Raw genomic sequence first — 23,721 nt, 5'->3', positions numbered from 1 at the left:
ATCGACATCGGGCGCTGCCCTCCATAGACTCCGGTCTTTCTGGCACCACCAGTCCAGGAGGATCCCTGTGTCGAGTGAACTCGAACCGCGCCCCGCAGTGGCGGCACCCCGCCGGCCGGTGCGCGCCCTGACTCGCCTCGCGGGGGTGACAGTGCTCGCCGGGGCACTGGTCGTCGGCTCGTCCGCCACCGCGCTCGCCGCCCCGGGCCCGTCGGCCGACACGGTGCGCGTCTCCGCCGCGCCGCCCGCCGCTGTCGACACCGCCACCCGACCGCCGCGCACCACCCACGGTCCGTGCGCGTACACCGAGACCCCGGACGAACCGGCGGCCCGGCCGGTGCCGCTGCCGCCGGACCCGCGACGCACCCCGTCCCGGGGCAGCGTCCGGGTGACACTGGCGACCAACCACGGGCCGATCGGGCTGACACTGGACCGGGCAGCCGCGCCGTGCACCGTGCAGAGCTTCCTGCACCTGGTGAGCAAGCGGTTCTACGACCGCACCCCGTGCCACCGGCTCACCGCGTACCCGACGCTGAGCGTGCTGCAGTGCGGTGACCCGTCCGGCACCGGTGAGGGCGGTCCGGGGTACCGGTACCGCGACGAGTTGCCGACCGACCTGCCGCCCGCGCCCACCGACCCGACCGGGGAGCGCCGGGTGTACGCCCGTGGCGTGCTGGCCATGGCAAACGCCGGGCCGGACACCAACGGCAGCCAGTTCTTCCTGGTCTACGCCAACTCCGCGCTGCGCCCCAACTACACGATCTTCGGCGAGGTCGACGGGGCCGGCCTGGCCACGCTGGACCGGATCGCCGCCGGGGGAGTGGCGCCGACCGCCGAGGACCCGGCGCCGGTCGACGGCGCGCCCGCACTGCCGGTGACCATCCGCAAGGCCGTCCGCTGGCACCACCACCACTGACCGTGCGGCGCGGTGGGTGACAATCGGTCGCTCACCGCGCCCGCCGTGGGTGACTCTCGGCCGGGCCCGGCTTCGCCGGAACTTTCGGGAACGGACCGGAACCGGTCCAACCGGTTTCCGACGCAGTTCCGGCCGTCACGTCGAGGTGGGCGACCCGGTCAGCGGGGCGGCGGTGCTGTCCCGAGTGACCAACTCGGTGGCGAGTTCCACCCGGGGCGAGTCGATGCCCTCACCCTGGGCCAGGCGCAGCACGGTCCGGGCCGCCAACCGTCCCATCTCGACCAACGGTTGGCGCACCGTGGTCAGCGGCGGTGAGGCCCAGCGGGCTTCCGGCAGGTCGTCGAACCCCACCACGCTCACGTCGTCCGGCACGCGCAGCCCGCGGCGCCGGATGGCCTCGTAAACGCCGAAGGCCATCTGGTCGCTGGAGGCGAAGATGCCGGTCGGCGGGTCGGCGAGGTCGAGCAGCGCGGTCCCGCCGGCGAAACCGGAGGCGTGGTAGAAGTCGCCCGGGTAGACCAGCTTGTCGTCCACCGGCACCCCGGCGGCCTCCAGCCCGGCCCGGTAACCGTCGAGCCGGGCCCGGCTGCACAGCAGGTGCGTGGGCCCGGCCACGAAACCGATGCGCCGGTGCCCGATCGCGAGCAGATGTTCGGTAGCGGCGAGTCCGCCGGCCCAGTTGGTGGCGCCGATCGTCGGCACGTCCATGGCCGGCACGCCGGCCGGGTCCACGACCACCACCGGCACGTTGAGGCGACGCAGCTGCGCGTGCAGCGGCGGGCTCAGGTGCGAGGTCACGAAGATGACGCCGTCGGTGGCCCGGGTGCGCAGGTTCTGCAACCACTGCCGGGCCGCTGTGGGCTGCCGGTGGATCGCGGAGACCACAGTGCCGACGCCCGCGCCGTGCCCGACATCCTCCACGCCCCGGATGATCTCCACGGCCCAGGGGCTGTCCAGGTCGTTGAAGACCAAATCGACGAGACCGGCACGGCGAACACTGCGGCTGGTGCGACGCCGGTAGCCGTGGTGGCGCAACAACTCCTCGACCCGCTCCCGGGTGTCCGGGGCCACATCGGAGCGCCCGTTGAGCACCCGTGACACGGTCGGCACCGACACCCCGGCCTCCCGTGCGATCGCGGTGATGGTCACCCTGCGTCCGTCGTCCGCGCCCACCCGCGTCTCCTTCACCGAGCCGGAGGAGCGACCCACAAGTCGTCGCCCACCGTGTGTCCCGAAACGGCGTGCCCGTTCCACGCGTCATCTTGCCTCACCGATGGGGGTTGACGACATGCCAGGCCGAGCGAAGCTTCGCTGGAGTTGCGGAAAAGTTCCGGAGTTTTTCCGGCTACTTTCGGCCGGCGAACCACAGGGATCCTGGGATGGCGACCCTGGTTGGGCTGATAGACAGGACTCGTGCGCTACCGCCTGGCCGTCGTGCTCGCGCTCGCCGCGCTGCTCGGCGGCTGCTCGCGGCCGGAGCCCCGCCCCGCGCCGGCCGCGCCGCCGCCGACGTCGGCGAGCCCCACACCCACACCCGCGCCGACCCCGTCCACCTCGGTGGCAGCCCCGCTGCCGGGGTTCGTGGTGCTGACCGACAGCGACCCGCGCATCCACGCCGACATCCGGTACGCCACACCGCACAACTTCGTCGGCCGACCGATCACCGGCTACCGCGAGCCGCTGTGCCTGCTCACCCGGCAGGCGGCCGCGGCGTTGCGCCGCGTACAGGACTCCGCGCTGGCCGGTGGGCACAGCCTCAAGGTGTACGACTGCTACCGCCCGCAACCGGCGGTGGACGACTTCGTCAACTGGTCGAAGCGCCCCGACGAGCAGCAGACCAAGGCCGAGTTCTACCCGGACCTGGCCAAGAACCGGCTCTTCGCCGACGGTTACATCGGCGCGCCCACCGCGCACAGCCGCGGCAGCACACTGGACCTGACACTGGTCGACGAGCCCGCCACCAGCCAACCTCCGTACCGGGTGGGGCAACCGCTGGTCGCCTGCACCGCGCCGCGCGGGCAGCGCTTCGCGGACAACAGCATCGACATGGGTACGGGCTTCGACTGTTTCGACTCGCGGGCGCACACGGCCGACCCCCGCATCACCGGGACGGCGCGGGACAACCGTCGCTTGTTGCAGCGGATGATGACCGACGCCGGGTTCGTCAACTACGACCGTGAGTGGTGGCACTACAGCCTGCGCGACGAGCCGTACCCGGACACGTTCTTCGCCGCCCCGGTCGCCCGCTCCTCGGTCGGCTGACCCGCCCCTCGCGCGAGGTCAGGTCCAGTAGAGGATCCGGCAGGCCGGCACGCTGGCGGTGAGTTCGGCGGTGAACCAGTCGCGCAGCTCGGTCATCTGCTCGCGGGGGTAGACGTACTTCACCGCGCCGAACTTGCCGTGCTTACGGGTGCGGGACTCCTCGTCCATCTCCAGTCGGGTGCGCGGGTACCAGCCGAGCAGCACCTCCTTGCTGCCCGGCGTGAACCGGTGGGTGATCAGCTCGGCGGTCAGGTCCAGGTCCGGCACCCCGTCGACCGCCGCGCGGACCTGGTCGAGCAGTTCGCCGTAGCGCTCCCGCCAGTCCGGCAGCGCGATGATCGGCGCGATGGTCAGGCCGACGGGGTAGCCGTCGAGGGCGAGCCGGCGCAGCGCGGCCAGCCGGTCCGGCACCCGGGCGGTGCCACCCTCGAACCGCTCGCTGACCGGGGCGCAGTTGACGCTGAAGCGGACCCGGGTCCGGCCGGCGTGCGGCAGCCCCACGAAGGTGTCCACGTCGGCGTACTTGGTGGTCCAGCGCAGTTGTACGGGGGCGTCCCAGTCGGCGAAGTGCTGCACCGCGCGCCGCCAACTGCCGGTCAGGTGCTCCAGGGCGAGCGGGTCGGTGTAGCAGGACGCCTCGAAGGTGGTGCCCTCGTCGGCGCGCCGCGCGTTGCGGCTGGTCACCGTGCCGCGCCCGGCGTACGCGGCCAGCCCGGCCAGGATGTCGTCGAGGTCCGCGTACACCCGGGTCACCGGTGGGCCGGACAGGGATCCGGCGAGGTAGCAGTACTGGCAGTGCGCCGGGCAGCCCTCGGCCAGGTCGACCCGCCAGTCAGCGCTGGGCGCGATGGGTTGCAGGACGCGCCGCGAGGGTGGGCTCACCACGATCGCCATCGTCGACTTGGCCCGGGCGTAGGTCTCCCGGTCGGTCTGCCCGCGTACCCCGGTGAGCCGGTTGGCGCGCAGGTGTTCCACCTCGATGCCGAGTGCCCGCACCCGCTCGACGATCCGCTGGCCGTGCGGGTGGTCGAGCGCGGCGGGGGTGGCCACCACCCGGCTCGGGGTCCAGCGCCGCGCCGACCGGGCCGGCGGCGCGAGGCCGGCCAGGTCGCGGGTCGGCACCCGTTCGCCGCTGGCGTCGTGCGGCGCGGCGGGTACGTCCACGGCGAGCGGCTGGTCGACGTCGACGGCGTCCGGGCTGGTCATCCGGCCGGGGTACCCGTTGCCGCAGGAATCCCACCCGATCGGCCGCCCCGCGATTGACGCCGTCCATCTGAAGCGCATAACCTTTCATCTATCTGTAAACCTTGTGAACAGATGCACATCGACGCGGCGGCGCGCGTCCCGACCGAAGGGACGATCAGGTGATCGCAGAACTCTCCTCCCGTACCAGACGGATCCTGTCGTTGTTCGTCGCCCTGGTCGTCGCGTTGACCGCCGGTCTCGCGGTCAACGCCTCGCGCAGTGCGCAGGCCGCGCCGACGTTCAAGGTCCTGGCCTTCTACAACGGCACCTGGGACGCCGCGCACATCGACTTCGTCAAGGACGCCCGGGCCTGGTTCCCGCAGGCCGCCGCCCAGCACGGCTTCTCCTGGGAGGCCACCAACAACTGGGGCCTGCTGAACACCGCCAACCTGGCCCAGTACAAGGTCGTCATGTTCCTCGACGACGCGCCGCCCGCAGCGCAGCGGGGCGCGTTCCAGCAGTACATGCAGAACGGCGGGGCGTGGTTGGGCTTCCACGTCAGCGCGTGGACCGACAACCCGTCGAGCTGGAGCTGGTACTACAACACCTTCCTCGGCACCGGCTCCTTCCAGACGAACACCTGGGGACCCACCCGGGTCACGATGCGCGCCGACAACCGCACCCACGCCGCCACCCGGAACCTCCCGGCGACGTTCCCGTCGTCGATCAGCGAGTGGTACTCGTGGAGCAACGACCTGCGGCAGAACCCCAACATCGACATCCTCGCCTCGGTCGACCCGTCCAGCTTCCCGGTCGGCACGGACCCCAACCAGTCCTGGTACGGCGGCTACTACCCGCTCGTCTGGAGCAACCGGCAGTACAAGATGCTCTACGCCAACTTCGGCCACAACGCGATGAACTACAGCACCAACACCGGGCTGTCCTCCACCTTCGACAGCGCCCAACAGAACCAGTTGCTGATCGACGGGCTGCACTGGCTGGCCGGCGTCGGCACCGTCCCGCCGACCACGCCCCCGCCGTCCGACGGCATCTCGCCGACCGCCTGGCACACCGCCGTCAACCGGGCCAGCGGCAAGTGCGTGGACGCCCGCGCCGCGGCCAGCGCGAACGGCACCGCCATCCAGCAGTACGCGTGCAACAGCAGCACCGCGCAGCAGTACCAGTTCGTGCCGACCAGCGGCGGGTACCTGCGGGTCAACAACCGCAACAACAGCGCCCAGGTGATCGACGTGACTGACCGGTCGACAGCCGACTCTGCACGCATCCAGCTCTGGTCCTACAGCGGCGGGAACAACCAGCAGTGGCGCGCCGAGCCCGAGGGTGGCGGTTACTACCGCCTGGTCAACCGCAACAGTGGCAAGTGTCTCGACGTGCCCGGAGCATCCACCGCGGACAGCGTCCAGCTCATCCAGTACACCTGCAACGGCACCGCGGCGCAGTCCTTCCGGCTGGTGCCGCAGTCATAGCTCCACTGCCACGTCCGCGCCGGGGTGAACCGCGACTCGCCCCGGCGCGGGGCCGGCGGCACGAGCGAACCGGGCGGCGACATCCCGGACGACGGCACGCAGCTCCGGCGGGTCGAGCACGTCGAAGTCGACAGCCAGAGTGCTGAGGAAGGCGGCGAGATTGCCCAGCGACTCGCCGCCGGTGTGCAGCAGGCAGGTCCGCTCGTCGATCGCCTCCAGCAGGCCCGCCGTGGTGGGGACCCGCCGCGCCATCGCCTCGGCCGACGCGTGCAGGCGTACCCGGGCGGGGTGTGGCCAGGCCGTGGAGCCGACGCCGCGCAGCACGTGCGCGACCGCGTCGCCACCTGGCGGCTCCCGCGGCGCGAAGCGTGGACCGGTCGGCACCCGGGGTTGGATCCGGTCGCCGCGGAACGTCCGCCAGTCGGCCCGGTCGGTGTCCCACCCCAGCAGGTACCACCGCCGCCCGGTGTAGACCAGACGGTACGGCTCGACGTCGCGCACACTGACCGTGCCGTCATGGCCGGCGTAGTCGAACCGCAGCCGCTCCCGACGGTGCGCGGCAGTGGAGACGGCGGTGAGAGTCTCGGCGTCCACTGTCGGGCCACCGCCCGCGGCGGAGACCGTCGCCGAGCGCAGGGCGTCCACCCGGTGCCGCAGCCGTGACGGCAACGACTGCTCCAGCTTTGCCAACGCCCGCAGCGACGTCTCCTCGATGCCGGTCACCGAGCCGCCAGCCGCCGCCCGCAGCCCGACGGCCACCGCCACGGCCTCGTCGTCGTCGAGCAGCAGCGGTGGCAGCGCCGACCCGGCACCGAGCCGGTAGCCGCCGGCGACCCCCGGGTGCGACTCGATCTGGTAGCCCAGCACCCGCAGCCGCTCCACGTCCGTGCGTACCGTGCGGGTGGTGACCGCGAGTCGTTCGGCCAGCTCGGCGCCGGTCCACTCCCGGCGCACCTGCAGGAGAGTCAGCAGCCGCAGCAGGCGCACGGAGGTCTCCACCATGCCCGCGAGTCTGCACTACGGCTAGCGGCGATATCCATTGCGGACGCGCCGTGGCCCTCCTAGTCTCGTCGATGCAAGGTCAACCGATCACACCCGGAGGGGAGTACGCCATGTCGCGACGCGTCCGCACCGATGCCCGCTGGTGCCTGCTCTCCACCGGCACCCCTTTGCAGCTCACCGCCAATACCCGTGCCTACCGCCCAGCGCGGCGCAACGACCCGGGGTGGCGCGACTGACGCCGACGCTGACGCGTCCGCCGGCCGCCCATCCCACCGGGATCGGGCGGCCCTTTCGTATCCGCGCACCGCCGCTCGCCGCCAAATATGATCATTAACGGTCACCGCACGACAGAAGGAGACCACTATGGGATTCACCCCCCTCGCCGGTACCCGGGCACCGGTCCGGGTCTGGACCGACCCGTACGCCATCGAGCCGCAGGCCGCCAAGCAGCTGCGCAACATCGGCGCGCTGCCCTGGGTGCAGGGTGTCGCCGTCATGCCCGACGTGCATTTCGGCAAGGGCGCCACTGTCGGCTCGGTGATCGCGATGCGGCAGGCCGTCTCGCCGGCCGCGGTCGGCGTCGACATTGGCTGCGGGATGTCGGCGGTCCGTACCTCGCTGACCGCCGCCGACCTGCCGGACGACCTGGCCGGGCTGCGCTCCGCGATCGAGGCCACCATCCCGGTCGGCTTCGCCCAGCGCAAGGACTCGGTCGACACCCGTCGGATCCGGGGCCTGGAGCAGGCCGGCTGGGACGACTTCTGGGGCCGGTTCGCCGGCCTGGACCGGCGGGTGGCGCAGCTGGAGACGCGGGCGCAGCGGCAGATCGGCACCCTCGGCGGTGGTAACCACTTCATCGAGGTCTGTCTGGAGCAGGGCGGCGCCGACGAGGGGCGGGTCTGGCTGATGCTGCACTCCGGGTCCCGCAACATCGGCAAGGAGCTGGCCGAGCGGCACATCGGGGTGGCCCGGGGGCTGCCGCACAACGCCGACCTTCCGGACCGGGACCTGGCCGTGTTCCTCGCCGGGACGCCGGAGATGGACGCGTACCGGCGGGATCTGTGGTGGGCGCAGGAGTACGCGCGGCGCAACCGGGCGGTCATGCTGGCCCTGCTCTGCGGCGTGGTGCGGGAGCACTTCCCGCAGGTCGGCTACGACGAGCCGATCTCGTGCCACCACAACTACGTGTCCGAGGAGAGCTACGACGGGGTGGACGTGCTGGTGACCCGCAAGGGCGCCATCCGGGCCGGCCGGGGTGACCTGGGCATCATCCCCGGGTCGATGGGCACCGGGTCGTACATCGTGCGGGGGCGGGGAAACACCGACGCGTACTGCTCGGCGTCGCACGGGGCGGGGCGTCGGATGTCTCGGGCGCAGGCCAAGCGGACGTTCAGCACGGAGGACCTGGCCGCGCAGACCGCCGGGGTGGAGTGCCGCAAGGACGCCGGGGTGGTCGACGAGATCCCCGGCGCGTACAAGGACATCACCGAGGTGATGGCCCAGCAGGAGGACCTGGTCGAGGTGGTCGCGCACCTCAAGCAGGTGGTCTGCGTGAAGGGCTGACGTGCCGTGCGGGCCGGGGAGACCGGCCCGCACGGCCGCTGGTCAGAAGCCGACGAAGACCCGGCGCAGGTCGTCGACTGTCACCGAGCCGGTCACCTGCACCCCGTCGGGGGTGTGCTGGGGGCCCAGCCGTCCGGTGGCCAGCCGCAGCCACGCCTCGGCCGGGGCCACCAGCTCCCCGTCGGGGCGCTCCGGCGCGTCGACGATCTCGACCTTCTCGCCCAGCCGCAGCCCGAACGTCCGCTCGGGCGCGTGCAGCCGGACCAGCACCGTGGCCTCCCGGCCGGCCAGCTCCTGGGGTCGGCTGGTCCAGGCCAGCATGCCGCCGATCTGGTCGAGCAGCAGCGCCACCGCCCCCGGCGTCACCGCCGCGAACGAGTTGAACGCCACCTCGGCGTCCCACTGGTGCAGGGCGAACTCGCTGAGCCGGAACCGGGCCGCGGTGGCCACGTCGACCGGCTCCGGCAGGAAGCCGAGGTCGATCCGCATCGAGGCCCGGGTCTCGGCGTCCAGCGCCTCGTACGCCTCGACCAGCCGCTCGTTGGTGGCCAGGAACCCGGCGGCGTGCTCGGCCGGGGACATCGCGTCCCAGCGTGCCCAGACGCCACGGTTGAAGTCCCCGTCCGGGCCGGGCGCGCCGGAGCGTGCGGCGTCCAGCGTCGCCAGGTTGATCTCGGCGCCGCTGCCCAGGTGGCTCAGCACCTGGGAGACCTGCCACTCGCTGGCCCCCGACGGCCGGAGCAGGTCGTCCTCCTTGAGGTCCCGTACGAGCGCGGCGAGCTCCTCGTGGCCCGCGCGCAGAGCTGTGATGATCTGGTCAGCAGGGGTCGACATGGATCTCCTCAAACGGATTTTCGACGATGGTCGGGACGTTACCGGACGTGGCCGCCGGCCGGCCCGCCCCGGGGTCGGGGCGCTCCGGCCGGCGGCCACGTCGGTCAGGCTCAGCCCATGTGCACGGTGTTGCCGGTCGGGATGTCCTCCTTGCGGACCTTCACCAGGACCAGGGTGGCCAGTCCGGCGAGCACGATCAGCGCCGCGCCCCAGGCGAAGGCCACCCGGTAGCCGTGCACCAACGCCTCGACCTGGTTGACCGGGTTCGGCGCCCGCCCGACCAGATAGGCGGCGACCGCGCTGGTGTAGAAGGTGTTCAGCAGCGCGGTGCCGAGCGAGCCACCGATCTGCTGGGTGGCGTTGAGCGTCGCGCTGGCCGCGCCGGCGTCGTGCTCCGGCACCCCGACCAGGGCGAGGCTGGACAGCGGGACGAAGGTGAAGCCCAGCCCCAGGCCCAGGACGACCTGCGCGGGCAGCAGGTGGGTGAGGAACGAGGTGTCCACGTCGATCTGGGTCAGCACCAGCATGCCCAGGGCGGCGAGCGCCGAACCGGCGACCATCAGCGGCTTGGCACCCAACCGGGGCATGAGCTGGCTGGCGCCACCCGCGGCGATCAGCACACCGGCGGTGACCGGCAGGGAGGCGAGACCGGCTTCGAGGGGCTTGTACTGCAGCACCACCTGGAAGTAGAAGGTCAGGAAGAGGAACGCCCCGAACAGGCCGGCGCCGATCAGCGTCGAGGTGAGGAACGCGCCGCCCCGGTTGCGGTCCAGCAGGATCCGCAGCGGCAGCAGCGGGTGGCTGGAGCGCAGCTCGATCACCACGAAGACGGCGAGCAGCACCACGCCCGCGGCGATGAAGCCGAGCGTCGCGGTGGCGTCCCAGCCGTCCTCGGCGGCCTTGGTGAAGCCGTAGACCAGGGAGACCAGGCCGGCGGTCACCACGATCGCACCGGGCACGTCGTAGCGGGTGTTGCCGTGGGCCCGGCTCTCCGGCACCAGCGGCAGCGCGAACGCGATGGCGACGGCGGCGACCGGGATGTTGACCAGCAGGCACCAGCGCCAGTCGGCGTACTCGGTGAGCACCCCGCCGAGCAGCAGGCCGACCGCCGACCCACCGCCGGCGATCGCGCCGTACACAGCGAAGGCCTTGGCCCGCTCGGTGGCCTCGGTGAACAGGACGGTGAGCAGCGCCAGCGCGGCCGGGGCGAGCAGCGCGCCGAAGGCGCCCTGCAACGCGCGGGCGGCGAAGAGCATCTCACCGGTGGTGGCCAGACCGCCCAGGGCGGAGGCGAGCGCGAAACCGGTCATGCCGACGATGAACGTGCGCTTACGGCCCCAGTAGTCGGCGATGCGACCGCCGAGCAGCAGCAGACCACCGAAGGCCAGCGTGTAGGCGGTGATCACCCACTGCCGGTTCGCGTCGGTGATCCCCAGGTCGGCCTGGGCCTGCGGCAGCGCGATGTTCACGATCGTGGCGTCCAGGACGACCATCAGCTGTGAGACCGCGATGACCGCCAGCGCGATCCAGCGCCGCGGGTGCGGTGCGCCTGTCGACGCCCCGGCGTTGGGCGCGCCGGGCGCGGTCGAGGTGGTTCCGGGCATGGTGAAGCCTTCCGTGTTGCGAATATCGGTGAATCAGGTCGGCTACGGACGGCCGTGCTGATAGCGGAGTACCGGGATCAGCACCTGGTCGACGACCTGGGTGAGGAACGCGTCATCGGCGGGTAGGCCGTGCGCGACGATGCGGGACATGGTGAGCGCGGGCGCCAGATCGTGGAACAGCTCCCGCTCGCCGGCCTCCGGCGGGATCTCCCCGCGGGAGGCGGCCCGGACCAGGATGGCGGTGCTTGCCACCCGCCCGGCCGGCAGCACCTGGTGACGCACCAGGCGTTCCAGCTCGGGGTTGGTCCGCATGGCGAAGGTCAACGCCTGCATGAGGTCGCAGTCGGCAGTGCAGATCGCGGCCGTGGCCCGCAGCAACTCGATCAGGTCCCCGCGGAGGGAGCCGGTGTCGGGCGGGTTGTGTACACCCACCTGCCGGTCGCGCAGGGCGGCGACGACCAACTCGGCCTTGCCGTCCCAGCGTCGGTAGATGGTGGCCTTGCTGACGTGGGCGCGGGCCGCGACGGCGTCGATGGTCATCCGGTCGAAGCCGACCTCGCGCAGGGTGTCGATGACGACGGTGAACAGGTCGCTGTCGGTGCAGCGCGGACCCCGGGCTGCCGGAACCCCGGCACCCGCGCCCACCTGCTGACCACCCAGCATCCCGACCCCCCGCGAAACGATGTCGTACTGACCTTAGTTCGCGGTTGGCTGATCGTGCAGGTTTTCGTGAGTTGCCTCGCACTCAGCCGACGAAACGGTCACGTTTCACGTGGCGTCAGCCCAGGTGTCAGATTCAGCACGGGTCGCGTGGTCAGGAACCCAGCGCCACTTCCACCTTCTTGCGGGTGCCCCAGCCGGTGCGCCAGCAGGTGGCGATGCCGTACCAGCGGATCGCCCGCAGCACGACCAGGGCGAACACCACAGCGACGGGCGTGAGGAGCCAGGTGCCCCACTGGTAGGCCGTCGACTGGTCCGATCGTCGTACCGTCATGTAGCGGAGCGCCTGCCCGTACCCGACGATCAACGGGACGGCCACCAGCCACGGAATCGCCCGCGGATCGGGGTCGATGATCGGCGACAGGATCGCCACCGCCACGAACAGCACCGTCGCGACCACCGTGGCAGCCCAGCGCAGCAGATGCAGCCACCACGCGATCGACCGCAACGACAGGTACCGGACCCGCCACCAGGTCCTGATGAAGCTGCCGCGCATCCAGCGCAGGAACATCCGGCAGAAGTGCCCGGCGTTCTCCGGCATGAGGGAGAACGCGAACGCCGACGGCTGCTGCACGGTACGTCCCCGGACCATCGCGAAGAGGGTGAGCAGTGAGTCGTCGGAGAAGGGCACCCGCTGGCCGAAGAACGTCTCCGTCAGATACGCGCCGAGGTTGTCGCGAACCACCTCCGCGCGGTAGGCGGCGATCGGGCCCGAGTTCACCCACACGCACCCGAACACCGACAGCGACGACCGGTCGGTGAGCTGCCCGGTCACCAGCCACAGGTCGGTGAACCGGGTGAGGAAGCTGCTGCGCACGTTGGCGGCCATCACCACCCCCGCGACGGACTGCACCGCCGGATCGGCGAAGGGCTTCAACAACTCCCTGAGGGCGTCCGGGTCCGAGATGGTGTCCGAGTCCACCGTCCAGTAGACGTCGGCTGCCGGTGTCGACCGCACCGCGGCGGCCTGGGCGTGCCGTTTCCCGGCATTGGGTTGGATGTGCCAGGCGGCGATGATCCCGTGTACGGGGGCGACGTCGAGAAACCACCGCTTGATCGGCTGGTAGCCCTCGGTCAGCTTCGACCCGTCATCCACCACGTAGATGGTGTTCGGTTTGCGGGTTTGGAAGATCATGGATTCGAGGCAGGCCCGCAGCGCGCCCGGATCCTCGTTGTACGCCGGCACGATACCCACCACGTGCAGAGCGTCGAGGTGCCCCTGCATCCGGTCGGTGACAACTGCGGGCTTCTCCAGATAGGAGGTGCCGAGCTGCCAGATCAGCAGCAGGAACATGGCGGCGTACGCGTAGGTGAAGCGGTGACCGCCTCCGTCGATGGCGCCGATCACGGCGAGGACGTGATGGGCGGTCCACGCCGCCGCGGCGGCCAGGACGACCGCCGCGGCGAACAGGACACGACCTCTCGTGACGCTGGCGGTCACTGGCCGACCGACTGCTTACGACGGAACGTCATCCGGATCATGATGAAGCCGATGAGGACGGCGGTCGCTCCGGTGAGGGCGATGGTGAGCGGCAGGGGGAGGGCGTAGCTGCCGATACCGGCCGCGCCGCCGATCGTGACGACGCCCATACCGGTACGGGGAAGGCTGCCACCGGACATGATGTATCTCCGCTCTGCGAGGGATGGTGAGGCTGTCGCGGCGACCGGTGCGACTCCAGTGTGGCCCGGTAGTCACGGGGCTGAACAGCGAATATGACTGTGCGCAATGACGCGCTCACGTTGGCAAACATGTCTACTCAGGTCAATCTCGAAGGTCACGTGAACGGTCGTCCGGCCAGGCCCGACGAGCCTTCCCGCTGCCGGCGTGTCGGAGACGTTCTCACCGGCTCCACGGGGTCTGGCCTGCGCTTTCGCCGCGTGGCCGCGCGAGCCCGGGGAATGCCGACGAGGATCTGCTCTGTCGGGTAGACGTCAGGGCCGCACGTCGCTGTCGACAAACGGATGACGCATCCGGTTAACACCCGCCCTGGCGAGGCGGTCAGTCGCGGGGTGCGAGGACCACCGGCACTGCCATCGTGTTGACCCGCGCGCCGTTCTCGGCGGACACCTCGTACACCTCGACAGTGCCCTTCTGTTCGCGGACCGGGCGCCAGCCGACCACGACGCGGTAGCCGCCCCGGCAGCCGCTGCCGCAACTGGCGGTGCCGAAACCGGTGGCCACCTCCCGGCCGGTGGCGTCCAGCACCCGGACGCTCACAGTGGCCTCGAACACGGTCGCGGTGCCGGTGACGACGAGCGGGGCGGACACGCGCTCGCCGGGGATCGGGCCGGTGACCACGATCGGTGGCAGCAGGTCCGCGTAGTCCGCCCGGTCGACCGGGGCCGCGCCGTCGAGTCGAACCTGACGCACGCTGGGGAACTGGGTGAGCGTCCAGACCACCTGCGCCTCGCGCAGCCGCCGGGTGGCCGGGTCGCCGACGGACGGCACCCGCAACGTCGCCACGTCGTCGGCGATGCGGGTGACCTCGACGCCGGCCGGAAGCAGGGTGATCATCCCGGAGGCGGCCTCGGCCGGGCTCGGCCCGGCGGCCAGTTCGGTCAGCGCCAGCCGGGATGTCGCGACAGTGGCCGGCCGGGTGCGCCGGGTCGGCACGAGCAGCCCGGCGCGGACGTACCACAGCTCGATGGTCACCGGGTCCGGCCGGCGCGTGCCGGTGGACGCCGCCGTCAACGGACCCGGCGGCCGGTTCGTGGGCTGTGGTGTCGGTGCCACTGCCCGGGTCGGGATGGGTTCCGGGCGGTCGGTGGGTGCGACGCTCGGCGGCGGCGCCGTGGGCGCCGGGCCGAGGTCACCGGAGCGGGGAGTGCCGCAGCCGCCGAGCAGGAGCGCCGCGACCAGCGCCGATGCTCCCAGCCCGACCGCGCCGTGGCCGGTCATCCCACACCGCCCGGCGTGCCGGCGGGACCGGCAGCGGGCAACTCCAGCCGGAACCGGGTGCCCTCGCCCGGCTCGCTGCGCACGCTCAGCGCGCCGCCGAGCAGCTCGGCGTGCTCCCGCGCGATGGCCAGCCCGAGCCCACTGCCCGGCGCGGAGCGAGACGGATCGACCTGGTGGAACCGGTCGAACACGCGGGGCAGATGCTCGGCCGGGATGCCCGGCCCCTCGTCGGTGACCTCGAAGACGACCAGGGGGTCGGCGTCCGCCACGCTGGCAGTGATCTCGCCACCGCCGTGCTCGACCGCGTTGGCGACCAGGTTGGCCAGCACGCGCTCCAGCCGACGCCTGTCGGTGCGCGCCTCGACCGGATCACCGGTGACCCGCACCCGCGGCGACCAGCCGCGCGCCGCGACGATGCCGTGCAGCATCGCCAACGCGTCGACCGGCCCGACGGCCAACTGCTCCCGCCCGGCGTCCAGCCGGGAGATCTCCATCAGATCCTCGACCAACCGGCGCAGCCGGACCACGTCGCCGACCAGCAGCCGGGCCGCCGGTCGGGCGTCGTCGGGCAGCTGGTCGAGGTGCTCGCGCAGCAGCGACGCCGCGGCCACCAACGCGGTCACCGGGGTACGCAGCTCGTGCGCGACGTCGGCCGTGAACCGCCGCTCGCGGGCCTGCGCCGCCGACAGCGCCGCGATCTTCGACTCCAGGGCCTCGGCCATCTCGTTGAACGTCGCCGCCCAGACGCTGAACTCGTCGCGCCCGCGTACCGGCAGGCGGGTGGCGAGCAGGCCCTCGGTGAGCGCTCGGGCGGCCCGGCTGGCCCGGCCCACCGGCTCCAACGTGCGGCGGGCCAACGCATGACCCACCGCGGCGGCGAGCAACACCACGAGCACCCAACCGGCCACCAGCGCGGTGCGTAGCTGACCCAGGTCGCCGGCGACGTCGTCTTCCACTGTGATGACGTACAGCTCGGCGGTCGAGCCGGGAACGCGTCCACCGATCACCAGCAGCCGAGGACGCTCCTTCGGCGCGGAACGCTGATAGCCGAGCCGCCCGCCCGCGACGACGGCCCGCAACCGGGTGCCCAGCACCGGGGCGTACGCGGGGTGCGAGGCGCGGGTCGGGCCGTCGACGAGCAGCACGTGCCGACCGCTGGCCTCGAAGCTGGTGAGCAGTTCGGTGCTGCGTTGCTCGGTCAGCGGCAGGAACTGCCCAGCGAGAACGAGTTGGTAGCGGGCGTCGGCGGCGGCCTCGTGCAGCGACGCGTCCAACCAGGACTGCCGCAGCAACAGCCCGGTCCCGCCGGCGAGCAGCCCGGCCGAGACGCCGGCGACCAGGACGAACGCGACCGTCAGCCGGCGCCGCAGGCGCCCGGGGAACACCGCGCGTCCGGCCATCGCCGCCCCCGTCAACCCGTCGACAGTTTGTAGCCGGCGCCGCGTACGGTCCGGATCAGCAGTGGCTGCGCCGGGTCGTCCTCGACCTTGGCGCGTAGCCGCTGCACCGCCACGTCGACCAGTCGGGAGTCGCCGAGGAAGTCGTGGTTCCAGACCAGGTCCAGCAGCAGTTCCCGGGTGAAGACCTGACCGGGCCGGCGGGCCAGCTCCAGTAACAGGCGGAATTCGGTCGCGGTGAGCGCCACCTCCCGGCCGCGCCGGCGGACCACGAAGCCGCCCGGGTCGATCTCCAGGCCGCCGACCTCGATGACTGTCGAGGGGGCCGGCACGCTCACCCGGCGCAGCACCGAGCGGACCCGGGCCACCAGCTCGGGCAGGTCGAAGGGCTTGCGCAGATAGTCGTCCGCGCCGCACTCCAGGCCGACCACCACGTCGATGGTGTCGGTGCGCGCGGTCAGCATCAGGATCGGCACCTGGCTGGTCCGCCGGATCTCCCGGCAGACCTCCAGACCGTCCAGGCCCGGCAGCATGATGTCGAGCACGATGAGGTCGACCGGGTGGGCGCGGAACGCGGCCAGCGCCTGTCGCCCGTCGACGGCGGTGTCGACCCGGAAACCGGCGCGGCGCAGACCGAGGGCGGTGACCTCCCGAATCGAGAAGTCGTCCTCGACCACCAGCACGCGGCCCTCCATCACCCGAGGGTAGACCCGGCGCCACAGTGCGTAGTCCTGGCGAAACGGCCGACATCGGCGGCCGGCTGGCCCCCTCCGGGCACTGCCCAACCGCTACCTTCAGGTGCCTTCGGCACCCCTGAAACAGCTCACACGAAAGGGCACGACGTGAAACGTCATGGCTGCGTGATCCGACTCCGCCCCGAGCAGCGGGAGACCTACCTGCGGTTGCATGCCGCCGTCTGGCCGAGCGTGGAGAAGACGCTGCGCGAGGCGAACTTCCGCAACTACACCATCTTTCTCCACGACGATCTGCTCTTCGGCTACTACGAGTACGTGGGCGACGACTACGAGGCCGACCTGCGGCTGATCGCGGCGGACCCGCAGACGCAGGAGTGGTGGAAGCTGACCGACCCGTGTCAGGAGTCGATCGCCGAGCCCGGCTCGGGGGACTTCTGGGCCCCGATGCGCGAGGTCTGGCACCTGGCCGACGAGGCGGTCGGGCCGGGCTCTGGCAGCTAGTTGACACGGATGGTCGGGGCCGGCCGGTCCCGACCATCCGAGTCGACCGGCGGTAGGCGATCCCGAGGACGTTCGTACGCCCCAGCGGGGTGACAACTCAGCTCCCGCATTGAAGAATAGCTTCATTCCGTCATGTGAATTCGTCAATATATTACGGAGGAAGCGTGCTCACGAGAAGGAACCTGCTCGTCGCCGCCGGTGCGGCGGTGGTCGGCGTCGTACCGCTGGCCGGCCCGGCCACTGCCGCGTTGCCGCAGCTGGACATGGAGGCGTTGATCAAGGCGGCGCAGATCGACCCGCGTCGGCCGGACACCGCGCTGACCGAGGGGGCCAAGGACAGCGTCCTGCTCGTGGAGCGCGCACTCCAGGCGAGAGGGCTGCTCTCGTCGACGTACGTCGACGGTCATTTCGGCACCAGCACGATCGCCGCGTACGCCGCGTACCAGCGGTCGCTGGGCTACACCGGTCTCGACGCCACAGGTCTTCCCGGCCCGTCGTCGCTGCGGTCGCTGGGGGAGGGCCGTTACGCAGTGGTCAGGGCGATCTCGCCCGGCAGCGTGGTGACTCTGCGCGGTGTGCAGGTCAACACCCGCACCAGGTCGATGCTGCTCGAGGCCGAACGCCTGCTCGGCCGCCAACTCGGCATCACGCAGGGCTCGTACAGCAGCGGTGTGGGCGCCTCCGCCGGCACGCACGACGGCGGCGGCGCGCTCGACCTGTCGGTCAGCGGTCTCTCCTCGGCGGTCCGGACGGACGTGTTGCGTCGGCTGCGCACTGTGGGCTTCGCCGCGTGGCTGCGGACCCCGGCCCAGGGGGACTGGGGCTACCACATCCACGCCATCGCGCTCTCCGACACCGACCAGTCGACAGGTGCGCAGAACCAGGCCGGCGACTATTACCTCGGTCGTAACGGCCTGGCCAACCGGGGCGTCGACGATGGACCGGCGGTCAGCCCGAAGCGGACCTGGGAGGAGTACCAGCGGTCGCTCTGAGGCGCAGTGACGCCGACGCCGAGCCCGAGGACGCGGGCTGGTGAAACGACGCGGCACCGCACGCCGAGCGGCGTGCGGTGCCGCGGCCGGTCGAGCTGCGAGAATCGGTGGTCGGGCTCGTCCGCTATGTCCTGAGACTCCGTCGTCTCACGCCGACGTCAAAATCGTCGAGAAAAAGTTCGAGCGTGCTGTCGATTGGGATCGGTTCAGTTCGTAGCCCTGGTGAGAGCCCGGCATCGCAACGGGCCGCACACCCACTGGAGGGCACGATGACCGCCACTGCGAACACGACCCGCGCCACCACGTCGAACGTCGGCGCGCTGATCCGGACCGGTGTCGCCGCCACTGTCGCGGCGAGCATCGCCACCATGGCCGTCGCCGCCGCCGGAAACCTGGCCGGGATCAGCCTCGAGCTGGGCGACGCCCCGATCCCCGTGACGGGGTTCGGCGTGCTGACCGCCGTCTTCTCGCTTCTCGGCGTGATCATCGCCGCGTCGCTGGCACGTTTCGCCCGGCGCCCCCGGCTCACGTTCGTCCGCACGACAGTGGTGCTGACGGCACTGTCCCTGGTGCCGGACGTGATCGCCGACGCCGAGGTGGCCACCAAGGCGCTGCTGATGCTCACCCACCTGGTCGCGGCCGCGATCGTGATCCCCGCCGTCGCGCGCCGCCTGGCCGCCTGACCTGTACCCATCCCACCATCGAGCTACCGGAGGATCGTCATGAAGCAGTACCTGCTGTCCGTGCACGTCGTCGAGGGCGCGCCGACGCCGTCCGACGAGGAAACACAGATCATGTTCAGGGAGACCGGCCGGATCAACGACGACATGCAGGCCGCGGGCGCCTGGGTCTTCGGCGGGGGACTCACCTCGCCGGACAGCGCCACCGTCGTCCGGGTCGAGAACGGCGCCACCGCCATGAGCGATGGACCGTTCGCCGAGACGAAGGAGCACATCGCCGGGTTCTGGGTCATCAAGTGTCCGGACCTGGACGCGGCGCTGGCCTGGGCCGAGAGGTGTGCGGCGGCCTGCGGCCCGGTCGAGGTGCGCCCCTTCGACGACCTGTCCCAGGCCTGACCGGTAGCCGGTCTCCCGACATGGACCTGGCGAGCGTCTACCGCGCGGAGTACGGCCGCTGCGTCGCCACCCTGGCCCGCCTCCTCGGTGACATCAACCTCGCCGAGGAGGCCGTCCAGGACGCCTTCACCACGGCGCTGCAGAAGTGGCAGACACTGCCGCCGAACCCGGGCGCCTGGATCGTGACCACCGCACGCAACCGTGCCGTCGACCGTCTCCGCCGGGAGTCGACCCGCGAGGCCCGGCACGCCCAGGCCCTGCTGCTGTATCACCAGGATGAGCCCTCGGAGGTGGGACCGGTGCGGGACGACCAGCTACGACTCATCTTCACCTGCTGTCACCCGGCGCTGGCCCCGGAGGCGCGCACGGCTCTCACACTGCGCCTGCTGGGCGGCCTCGACGTACCGGAGATCGCCCGTGCCTACCTGGTCCAGGAGGCGACCGTCGCCCAGCGGATCGTGCGTGCCAAGAAGAAGATCCGCGACGCCGCCATCCCGTACCGGGTGCCGGCCGAACATGAGCTGCCGGACCGGCTGCCACCCGTCCTCGCGGTGCTCTACCTGATGTTCAACGAGGGGTACGCGTCCACCGCCGGCCCGTTGATCAGGACGGACCTGTGCGCCGAGGCGATCCGGCTCGCTCGCGAACTCGCCGCGTTGATGCCCGACGAGCCCGAGGTCCTGGGTCTGCTCGCTCTGCTGCTGCTGACCGAGGCGCGCCGCCCGGCCCGGCTCGGCCCGACCGGCGACCTGGTGCTGCTGGCCGACCAGGACCGATCACTGTGGAACCGGCCGCTCATCGCCGAGGGTCACGACCTGGTCCGCCGATGCCTGCGTCGCAACCAGCCCGGCCCGTACCAGATCCAGGCCGCGATCAGCGCTGTGCACACCGACGGCGCCGCCACCGACTGGCCGCAGGTCCTGGCACTGTACGACCAGCTCCTCGCTCTCGCGCCGACCCCGGTCGTGGCGCTCAACCGTGCGGTCGCCGTCGCCGAGGTGCACGGGCCGGCGGTGGCCCTCGCCGCGTTGGAGGACATCAACCTTCCGGGCTACCACCGGCTGCCCGCCACCCGGGCCGAACTGCTCGCCCGGCTCGGACGGGACGACGAGGCCCGAGCCGCCTACGACCAGGCCGCGGCACTGGCCACCAACGAGACCGAGCGGGCCTACCTGGAGACCCGTCGCACCGAACTCACCAGTGAACGGAGAACATCATGACCGCTACCTACACCATCGACGTCTTTTCCAGCCTCGACGGCTTCGGCACCACCAGTGGAAACTGGGGCGGGTACTGGGGTAAGCAGGGCCCGGAACTGCTCGCGCACCGCCTGTCCTCGTACAGCGAGGAGCAGCGCATGGTCTTCGGGGCCAACACGTACCGGGTGTTCGCGCAGATGCTGGCCGCGAGCACCGACGAGTCCGAGGTCCGCGACGCCTGGGTGACCCGGATGAGGAACCTCCCGGCGACAGTGGTGTCGAACACGCTGGAAGGCCCGCTCGACTGGCCGGACGCGACAGTCGTGCGCGGGGACGCCGTCGACGTCGTCGCCCGGCTCAAGGAGGAGTCCGCCGTGCCCCTGCGGTCGCACGGCAGTCTGTCGTTGAACCGGGCGTTGATGGCCGCCGGACTCGTCGATTTCGTCCAGGTGACGCTCTTCCCGGTGATCACCGGACAGACCGGCACCGAGCCGATCTTCCAGGGAGCGGCCGACTTCGACCTGGAGTTGGTCGAGAGCCGGACCCTCGACGGTCGCACCCAGGAGCTCGTCTATCGGCCCACCCTGCACGTCTGACTGACCCGGCTCGGCGAACCAGCCGTTCGCGCGCGCCGGCGGCCGGATTGCGGCGGGCGAGGGCGCTGTCGAGGATCCGGACGGCCTGCCCGACGTCACCGGGCCCAGGTCACCACTGGTGGGCGACGTCGAGCACCACCCGAGAGTGGGTGCCGGGACCGGCGAGCACGAGCACCCGGAACGGCAACCGCGCCCGTACGCCGACGGCGAAGGTGCTGTAGCCCTCGAAGCTGCCGCCGAACACCACGTCGCGCAGCGTCGGGTAGCGCAGCGGGTTCGCCACGTGCTCGCCGACCGCGTAGGGCACGGTGCCCAGGTGATCGTCGTCGTACGACGGTGCCCGCAGCGAAACCCGTAGCAGCGCGCTGCCGGCCGTGTACGGCGACAGCGCCAGCCCTTCGCCCTCGGTCCACGTCTCGCCGTAGCCGATCGCGTAACCGTCGACCGGGCCGTTGAACTCGAACACCACCCGGTCGTAGCAGTCGTGCCGGCCGGTCCGTACGTCGATCAGCGGGGCGTCGCTCAGCGCGCCGGCTGCCTTCTCCGCGCTGCCCCAGGTGATCCCGCAGTACGCCGCTGCGGTCGTGGTGCCGGCGGCGGTGCTGCTGCCGGCGCTGGCGACCAGCCCGGCGAGGGCGACCGCCAACGCGGTCAGTGCGCTCCTGATCCTCATTGTGGCTTCTCCGTTCGATACCGGGGTCACGTCGCGGCGGCGCTGCCGGTGACCCTCTGCCGCCACCGTCGTCCTGCCCCGGCACGGGCGCTTCGCTGCGACGTAACCGCTGGGTAACACCCTCCACGCCGCCGGTATGACGCTTCCGCTATGCCGAACATCGGTCGCCGTCACATTAATATCTACGTGCATCGATGAGCTGGTGGCCGACGGCCGCCGGACGACCGCAGGGGAGTACCCGATGTTCCGAGGACAACTGAGACGCGCGGCGCTGGCCATGCTGGTGGCGATCCTGGCGGCGGCCGGGATGCAGCTCGCCACCGGTGCGCCGGCCGCCGCCGTCCGGACCGTCTACTACGACGCGAGCCGGACCGGCGAGTTCCGCACCAACTTCGACCAGGCGGCGCAGATCTGGAACAGCCGGGTCAGCAACGTGCGACTCCTGGCCGGCACCCCGGCCAGCATCACCATCTACGTCGACGAAGGCTGGCCCCGCGCGCAGCCGACCGGTCTCGGCTCGGGCCGGATCTGGATGGGCCGCACGGCCGTGAACCAGGGCTACGACCGCACCCGCATCGCCACCCACGAAGTCGGCCACATCCTGGGTCTGCCGGACCGGCGCACCGGCCTCTGCTCCGACCTGATGTCCGGCAGCAGCGCACCGGTCTCCTGCCGCAACGCGAACCCCAGCGCCGCCGAGGCGAGCCGGGTGAACTCGCTGTTCGCCGGCACCCTGGCCGCGCCGGCCAGCACGACCTACACCTGGAACGGCGCCTCGGACATCAGCCCGCTGGTGGTCGGCGGCCGGCCGGCCACGGAGAACTACCCCTTCATGGTGTACGTCTCCGGCTGCACCGGCACGCTGATCAAGGGAAACTGGGCGGTCACCGCCAAGCACTGTTCGACGCCGTCCTCGGTGCGGGTGGGCAGCGTCAACCGTTCCAGCGGCGGCACCGTGGTGCGGGTGACCCGGGCGGTCAACCACCCGAGCGTCGACGTCAAGCTGCTGCAACTGGCCAGCTCGGTCACGTACGCGCCGGCCCCGATCCCGAGCACCTCCGGCGCTGTCGGAACCGCCACCCGGATCATCGGCTGGGGCCAGACCTGCGCCCCGAGGGGCTGCGGTTCGGCCCCGGCCGTGGCCAACGAACTCGACACGTCCATCGTGGCCGACAGCCGGTGCTCCGGCATCAACGGCCCGTACGAGATCTGCACCAACAACACCAACGGCAACTCCGGCGCCTGCTACGGCGACTCGGGTGGGCCGCAGGTGCGCCAGGTCAACGGAGTGTGGAACCTGATCGGTGCCACGAGTCGGGCCGGCAACAACAACTCCACCTGCGCCACCGGCCCGTCCATCTACGTCGACCTGCCGTCCATCCGGTCCTGGATCAACACCCAGGTCGGCGGCCTGCCCGTCTGACCACCTCGGACGCTGTGGGCGGAGGACGTGCGACAGGCGACCTCCGCCCTCGGCGCAGGTTCTAGGGGACTGGGCCACCCGCGGCGGCGAGTGCCTCCAGGAATTCCCGGAGACGGCGCTCGCGGCGAAACCGTCCCTCGAAGAGGCCGATCTGCCACGCGGCCGGGCTGTCGACGCTGCTGCGCCAGTGCTCGGCCAACTTCTGCGTGTCAGCGCGCGCCGTCAGCGCCTCCGCTGCCGCGAGTGGCAGGTCGAGGACGAGGAGCGGGCCGCCAGGGCTGTCGCGCTCCACGCGAACGCCGCTGAGGGCACGGGCCGGCAGCCGCAGGTCCCACCAGGCCGGGTCATCGGGGTCGGCGTCGGCCAGTTCATCGGCCCACACTCCGCGTAGTCGGCCGCGGACCTCTCCGTCGGTGACCGACAGCATCGGGAGCCCGGCGCCGCAGGAGTACCAGGCGCCAGCAGCAGAAGTCGCCACGATGTAGAGCAGGGGAACAGCCACCACCACGGCGGGCGCGGCGACGAACGGCAGCCACGGCACCTGAGAGGCCAGCGGCGCGGTCACGAAGGGAGCCAGGAGCGCGGCGACGGCCACACCGAAGACCCCGCCGGCAGTCACCGGGCGCATCTGGTAACCGGCCTTGACCGGTCGCAGCGTGCCGAGCAACCGCAGCAGGCGTCGGCGCATGCGCAGCTC

At 71.4% G+C, this 23,721-nt stretch carries 25 protein-coding genes and 1 pseudogene; 13 read left to right on the top strand and 13 right to left on the bottom strand.

All coding sequences use genetic code 11. The features are described 5' to 3' along the window. Positions 1-67: 67 nt before the first annotated feature. Positions 68-916: a peptidylprolyl isomerase gene (locus OG598_RS13555; RefSeq protein WP_328654765.1), complete on the top strand. Its 849-nt coding sequence runs from the start codon at positions 68-70 to the stop codon at positions 914-916. Positions 917-1,051: 135 nt separating this feature from the next. Here OG598_RS13555 and OG598_RS13550 read toward each other — a convergent pair whose 3' ends face one another. Next, positions 1,052-2,089 (bottom strand): LacI family DNA-binding transcriptional regulator, encoded by a 1,038-nt coding sequence (locus OG598_RS13550; protein ID WP_328654764.1) that lies wholly within the window; start codon positions 2,087-2,089, stop codon positions 1,052-1,054. Between the two features lie 240 nt (positions 2,090-2,329). Between OG598_RS13550 and OG598_RS13545 the strand changes: the two genes are divergently transcribed. Then, positions 2,330-3,178: a M15 family metallopeptidase gene (locus OG598_RS13545; protein WP_328654763.1), complete on the top strand. Its 849-nt coding sequence runs from the start codon at positions 2,330-2,332 to the stop codon at positions 3,176-3,178. A gap of 18 nt (positions 3,179-3,196) precedes the next feature. Here the strand turns inward: OG598_RS13545 and OG598_RS13540 are convergent, their stop codons facing one another. Continuing rightward, on the bottom strand, positions 3,197-4,384 hold the full coding sequence (locus tag OG598_RS13540; protein ID WP_328654762.1) for a spore photoproduct lyase family protein: 1,188 nt from the start codon (positions 4,382-4,384) through the stop codon (positions 3,197-3,199). 158 nt (positions 4,385-4,542) lie between these two features. Between OG598_RS13540 and OG598_RS13535 the strand changes: the two genes are divergently transcribed. Then, the gene (locus OG598_RS13535; protein ID WP_328654761.1) at positions 4,543-5,850 is read left to right on the top strand and encodes an RICIN domain-containing protein; all 1,308 of its coding nucleotides are present in this window, start codon (positions 4,543-4,545) and stop codon (positions 5,848-5,850) included. On the opposite strand, the gene OG598_RS13530 is transcribed toward OG598_RS13535, so the two are convergent. Next, positions 5,845-6,852 carry a helix-turn-helix transcriptional regulator gene (locus OG598_RS13530; RefSeq protein WP_328654760.1) on the bottom strand — a complete coding sequence of 336 codons (1,008 nt, stop codon included), beginning with the start codon at positions 6,850-6,852 and terminating at the stop codon, positions 5,845-5,847. The two genes, OG598_RS13535 and OG598_RS13530, sit on opposite strands and share 6 nt — an antisense overlap. A 110-nt stretch (positions 6,853-6,962) precedes the next feature. On the opposite strand from OG598_RS13530, the gene OG598_RS13525 reads away from it, so the two are divergent. Continuing rightward, on the top strand, positions 6,963-7,088 hold the full coding sequence (locus OG598_RS13525) for a hypothetical protein (protein ID WP_328654759.1): 126 nt from the start codon (positions 6,963-6,965) through the stop codon (positions 7,086-7,088). Positions 7,089-7,215: 127 nt separating this feature from the next. Next, positions 7,216-8,415, top strand: a complete 1,200-nt coding sequence (locus OG598_RS13520; RefSeq protein ID WP_091406679.1) for an RtcB family protein — start codon at positions 7,216-7,218, stop codon at positions 8,413-8,415. A 42-nt stretch (positions 8,416-8,457) separates the two neighbouring features. Here OG598_RS13520 and OG598_RS13515 read toward each other — a convergent pair whose 3' ends face one another. From OG598_RS13515 to OG598_RS13480, 8 genes are all read right to left on the bottom strand, one after another. Then, positions 8,458-9,249 (bottom strand): maleylpyruvate isomerase family mycothiol-dependent enzyme, encoded by a 792-nt coding sequence (locus OG598_RS13515; RefSeq protein ID WP_328654758.1) that lies wholly within the window; start codon positions 9,247-9,249, stop codon positions 8,458-8,460. 110 nt (positions 9,250-9,359) lie between these two features. Then, positions 9,360-10,853 carry an MFS transporter gene (locus OG598_RS13510; RefSeq protein WP_328654757.1) on the bottom strand — a complete coding sequence of 498 codons (1,494 nt, stop codon included), beginning with the start codon at positions 10,851-10,853 and terminating at the stop codon, positions 9,360-9,362. A 42-nt stretch (positions 10,854-10,895) separates the two neighbouring features. Continuing rightward, complete coding sequence (locus OG598_RS13505) at positions 10,896-11,516, bottom strand: TetR/AcrR family transcriptional regulator (protein ID WP_328654756.1); 621 nt, start codon at positions 11,514-11,516, stop codon at positions 10,896-10,898. Between the two features lie 151 nt (positions 11,517-11,667). Continuing rightward, on the bottom strand, positions 11,668-13,014 hold the full coding sequence (locus OG598_RS13500) for a glycosyltransferase (RefSeq protein WP_328654755.1): 1,347 nt from the start codon (positions 13,012-13,014) through the stop codon (positions 11,668-11,670). Further along, the gene (locus tag OG598_RS13495) at positions 13,011-13,193 is read right to left on the bottom strand and encodes a hypothetical protein (RefSeq protein ID WP_210786778.1); all 183 of its coding nucleotides are present in this window, start codon (positions 13,191-13,193) and stop codon (positions 13,011-13,013) included. Before OG598_RS13495 ends, OG598_RS13500 begins: the two co-directional genes overlap by 4 nt. A 379-nt stretch (positions 13,194-13,572) precedes the next feature. Next, positions 13,573-14,472 (bottom strand): Gmad2 immunoglobulin-like domain-containing protein, encoded by a 900-nt coding sequence (locus OG598_RS13490; protein ID WP_328654754.1) that lies wholly within the window; start codon positions 14,470-14,472, stop codon positions 13,573-13,575. Continuing rightward, on the bottom strand, positions 14,469-15,872 hold the full coding sequence (locus OG598_RS13485) for a sensor histidine kinase (RefSeq protein ID WP_328654753.1): 1,404 nt from the start codon (positions 15,870-15,872) through the stop codon (positions 14,469-14,471). Before OG598_RS13485 ends, OG598_RS13490 begins: the two co-directional genes overlap by 4 nt. Positions 15,873-15,883: 11 nt before the next feature. Further along, the gene (locus tag OG598_RS13480) at positions 15,884-16,564 is read right to left on the bottom strand and encodes a response regulator transcription factor (protein WP_328654752.1); all 681 of its coding nucleotides are present in this window, start codon (positions 16,562-16,564) and stop codon (positions 15,884-15,886) included. A gap of 147 nt (positions 16,565-16,711) precedes the next feature. Between OG598_RS13480 and OG598_RS13475 the strand changes: the two genes are divergently transcribed. The 6 genes from OG598_RS13475 (at position 16,712) to OG598_RS13450 (ending at position 20,928) form a co-directional block, all read left to right on the top strand. Further along, complete coding sequence (locus tag OG598_RS13475; RefSeq protein ID WP_328654751.1) at positions 16,712-17,065, top strand: L-rhamnose mutarotase; 354 nt, start codon at positions 16,712-16,714, stop codon at positions 17,063-17,065. A gap of 164 nt (positions 17,066-17,229) precedes the next feature. After that, positions 17,230-18,057: a peptidoglycan-binding domain-containing protein gene (locus tag OG598_RS13470; protein WP_328654750.1), complete on the top strand. Its 828-nt coding sequence runs from the start codon at positions 17,230-17,232 to the stop codon at positions 18,055-18,057. A 269-nt stretch (positions 18,058-18,326) separates the two neighbouring features. Further along, the gene (locus tag OG598_RS13465) at positions 18,327-18,740 is read left to right on the top strand and encodes a DUF6069 family protein (RefSeq protein WP_328654749.1); all 414 of its coding nucleotides are present in this window, start codon (positions 18,327-18,329) and stop codon (positions 18,738-18,740) included. Between the two features lie 39 nt (positions 18,741-18,779). Beyond that, positions 18,780-19,133, top strand: coding sequence for a YciI family protein (locus OG598_RS13460; RefSeq protein WP_328654748.1), 354 nt, complete (start codon positions 18,780-18,782; stop codon positions 19,131-19,133). Between the two features lie 20 nt (positions 19,134-19,153). Then, positions 19,154-20,353 carry an RNA polymerase sigma factor gene (locus tag OG598_RS13455; protein WP_328654747.1) on the top strand — a complete coding sequence of 400 codons (1,200 nt, stop codon included), beginning with the start codon at positions 19,154-19,156 and terminating at the stop codon, positions 20,351-20,353. Next, entirely contained in the window at positions 20,350-20,928 is a 579-nt protein-coding gene (locus OG598_RS13450; protein WP_328654746.1) for a dihydrofolate reductase family protein, read from the top strand. The genes OG598_RS13455 and OG598_RS13450 overlap by 4 nt, the downstream gene beginning before the upstream one ends. A 109-nt stretch (positions 20,929-21,037) precedes the next feature. On the opposite strand, the gene OG598_RS13445 is transcribed toward OG598_RS13450, so the two are convergent. Next, positions 21,038-21,601 carry an AMIN-like domain-containing (lipo)protein gene (locus OG598_RS13445; protein WP_328654745.1) on the bottom strand — a complete coding sequence of 188 codons (564 nt, stop codon included), beginning with the start codon at positions 21,599-21,601 and terminating at the stop codon, positions 21,038-21,040. A 136-nt stretch (positions 21,602-21,737) separates the two neighbouring features. Here OG598_RS13445 and OG598_RS33555 point away from each other — a divergent pair. Both OG598_RS33555 and OG598_RS33550 read left to right on the top strand, forming a co-directional pair. Next, a pseudogene (locus OG598_RS33555) lies at positions 21,738-22,316 on the top strand (snapalysin family zinc-dependent metalloprotease); the annotation flags it as partial. 3 nt (positions 22,317-22,319) lie between these two features. After that, entirely contained in the window at positions 22,320-23,024 is a 705-nt protein-coding gene (locus OG598_RS33550; RefSeq protein ID WP_442931507.1) for a S1 family peptidase, read from the top strand. A 61-nt stretch (positions 23,025-23,085) separates the two neighbouring features. Here OG598_RS33550 and OG598_RS13435 read toward each other — a convergent pair whose 3' ends face one another. Beyond that, positions 23,086-23,712 carry a hypothetical protein gene (locus tag OG598_RS13435; RefSeq protein ID WP_328654743.1) on the bottom strand — a complete coding sequence of 209 codons (627 nt, stop codon included), beginning with the start codon at positions 23,710-23,712 and terminating at the stop codon, positions 23,086-23,088. Between the last annotated feature and the right edge of the window lie 9 nt (positions 23,713-23,721).

The organism is Micromonospora sp. NBC_00330 (genome assembly GCF_036136635.1).
GTDB lineage: Bacteria > Actinomycetota > Actinomycetes > Mycobacteriales > Micromonosporaceae > Micromonospora > Micromonospora salmantinae.
The sequence above is the reverse complement of the archived record's forward strand: the minus strand, read 5'-3'. Positions and strand labels throughout refer to the sequence as shown.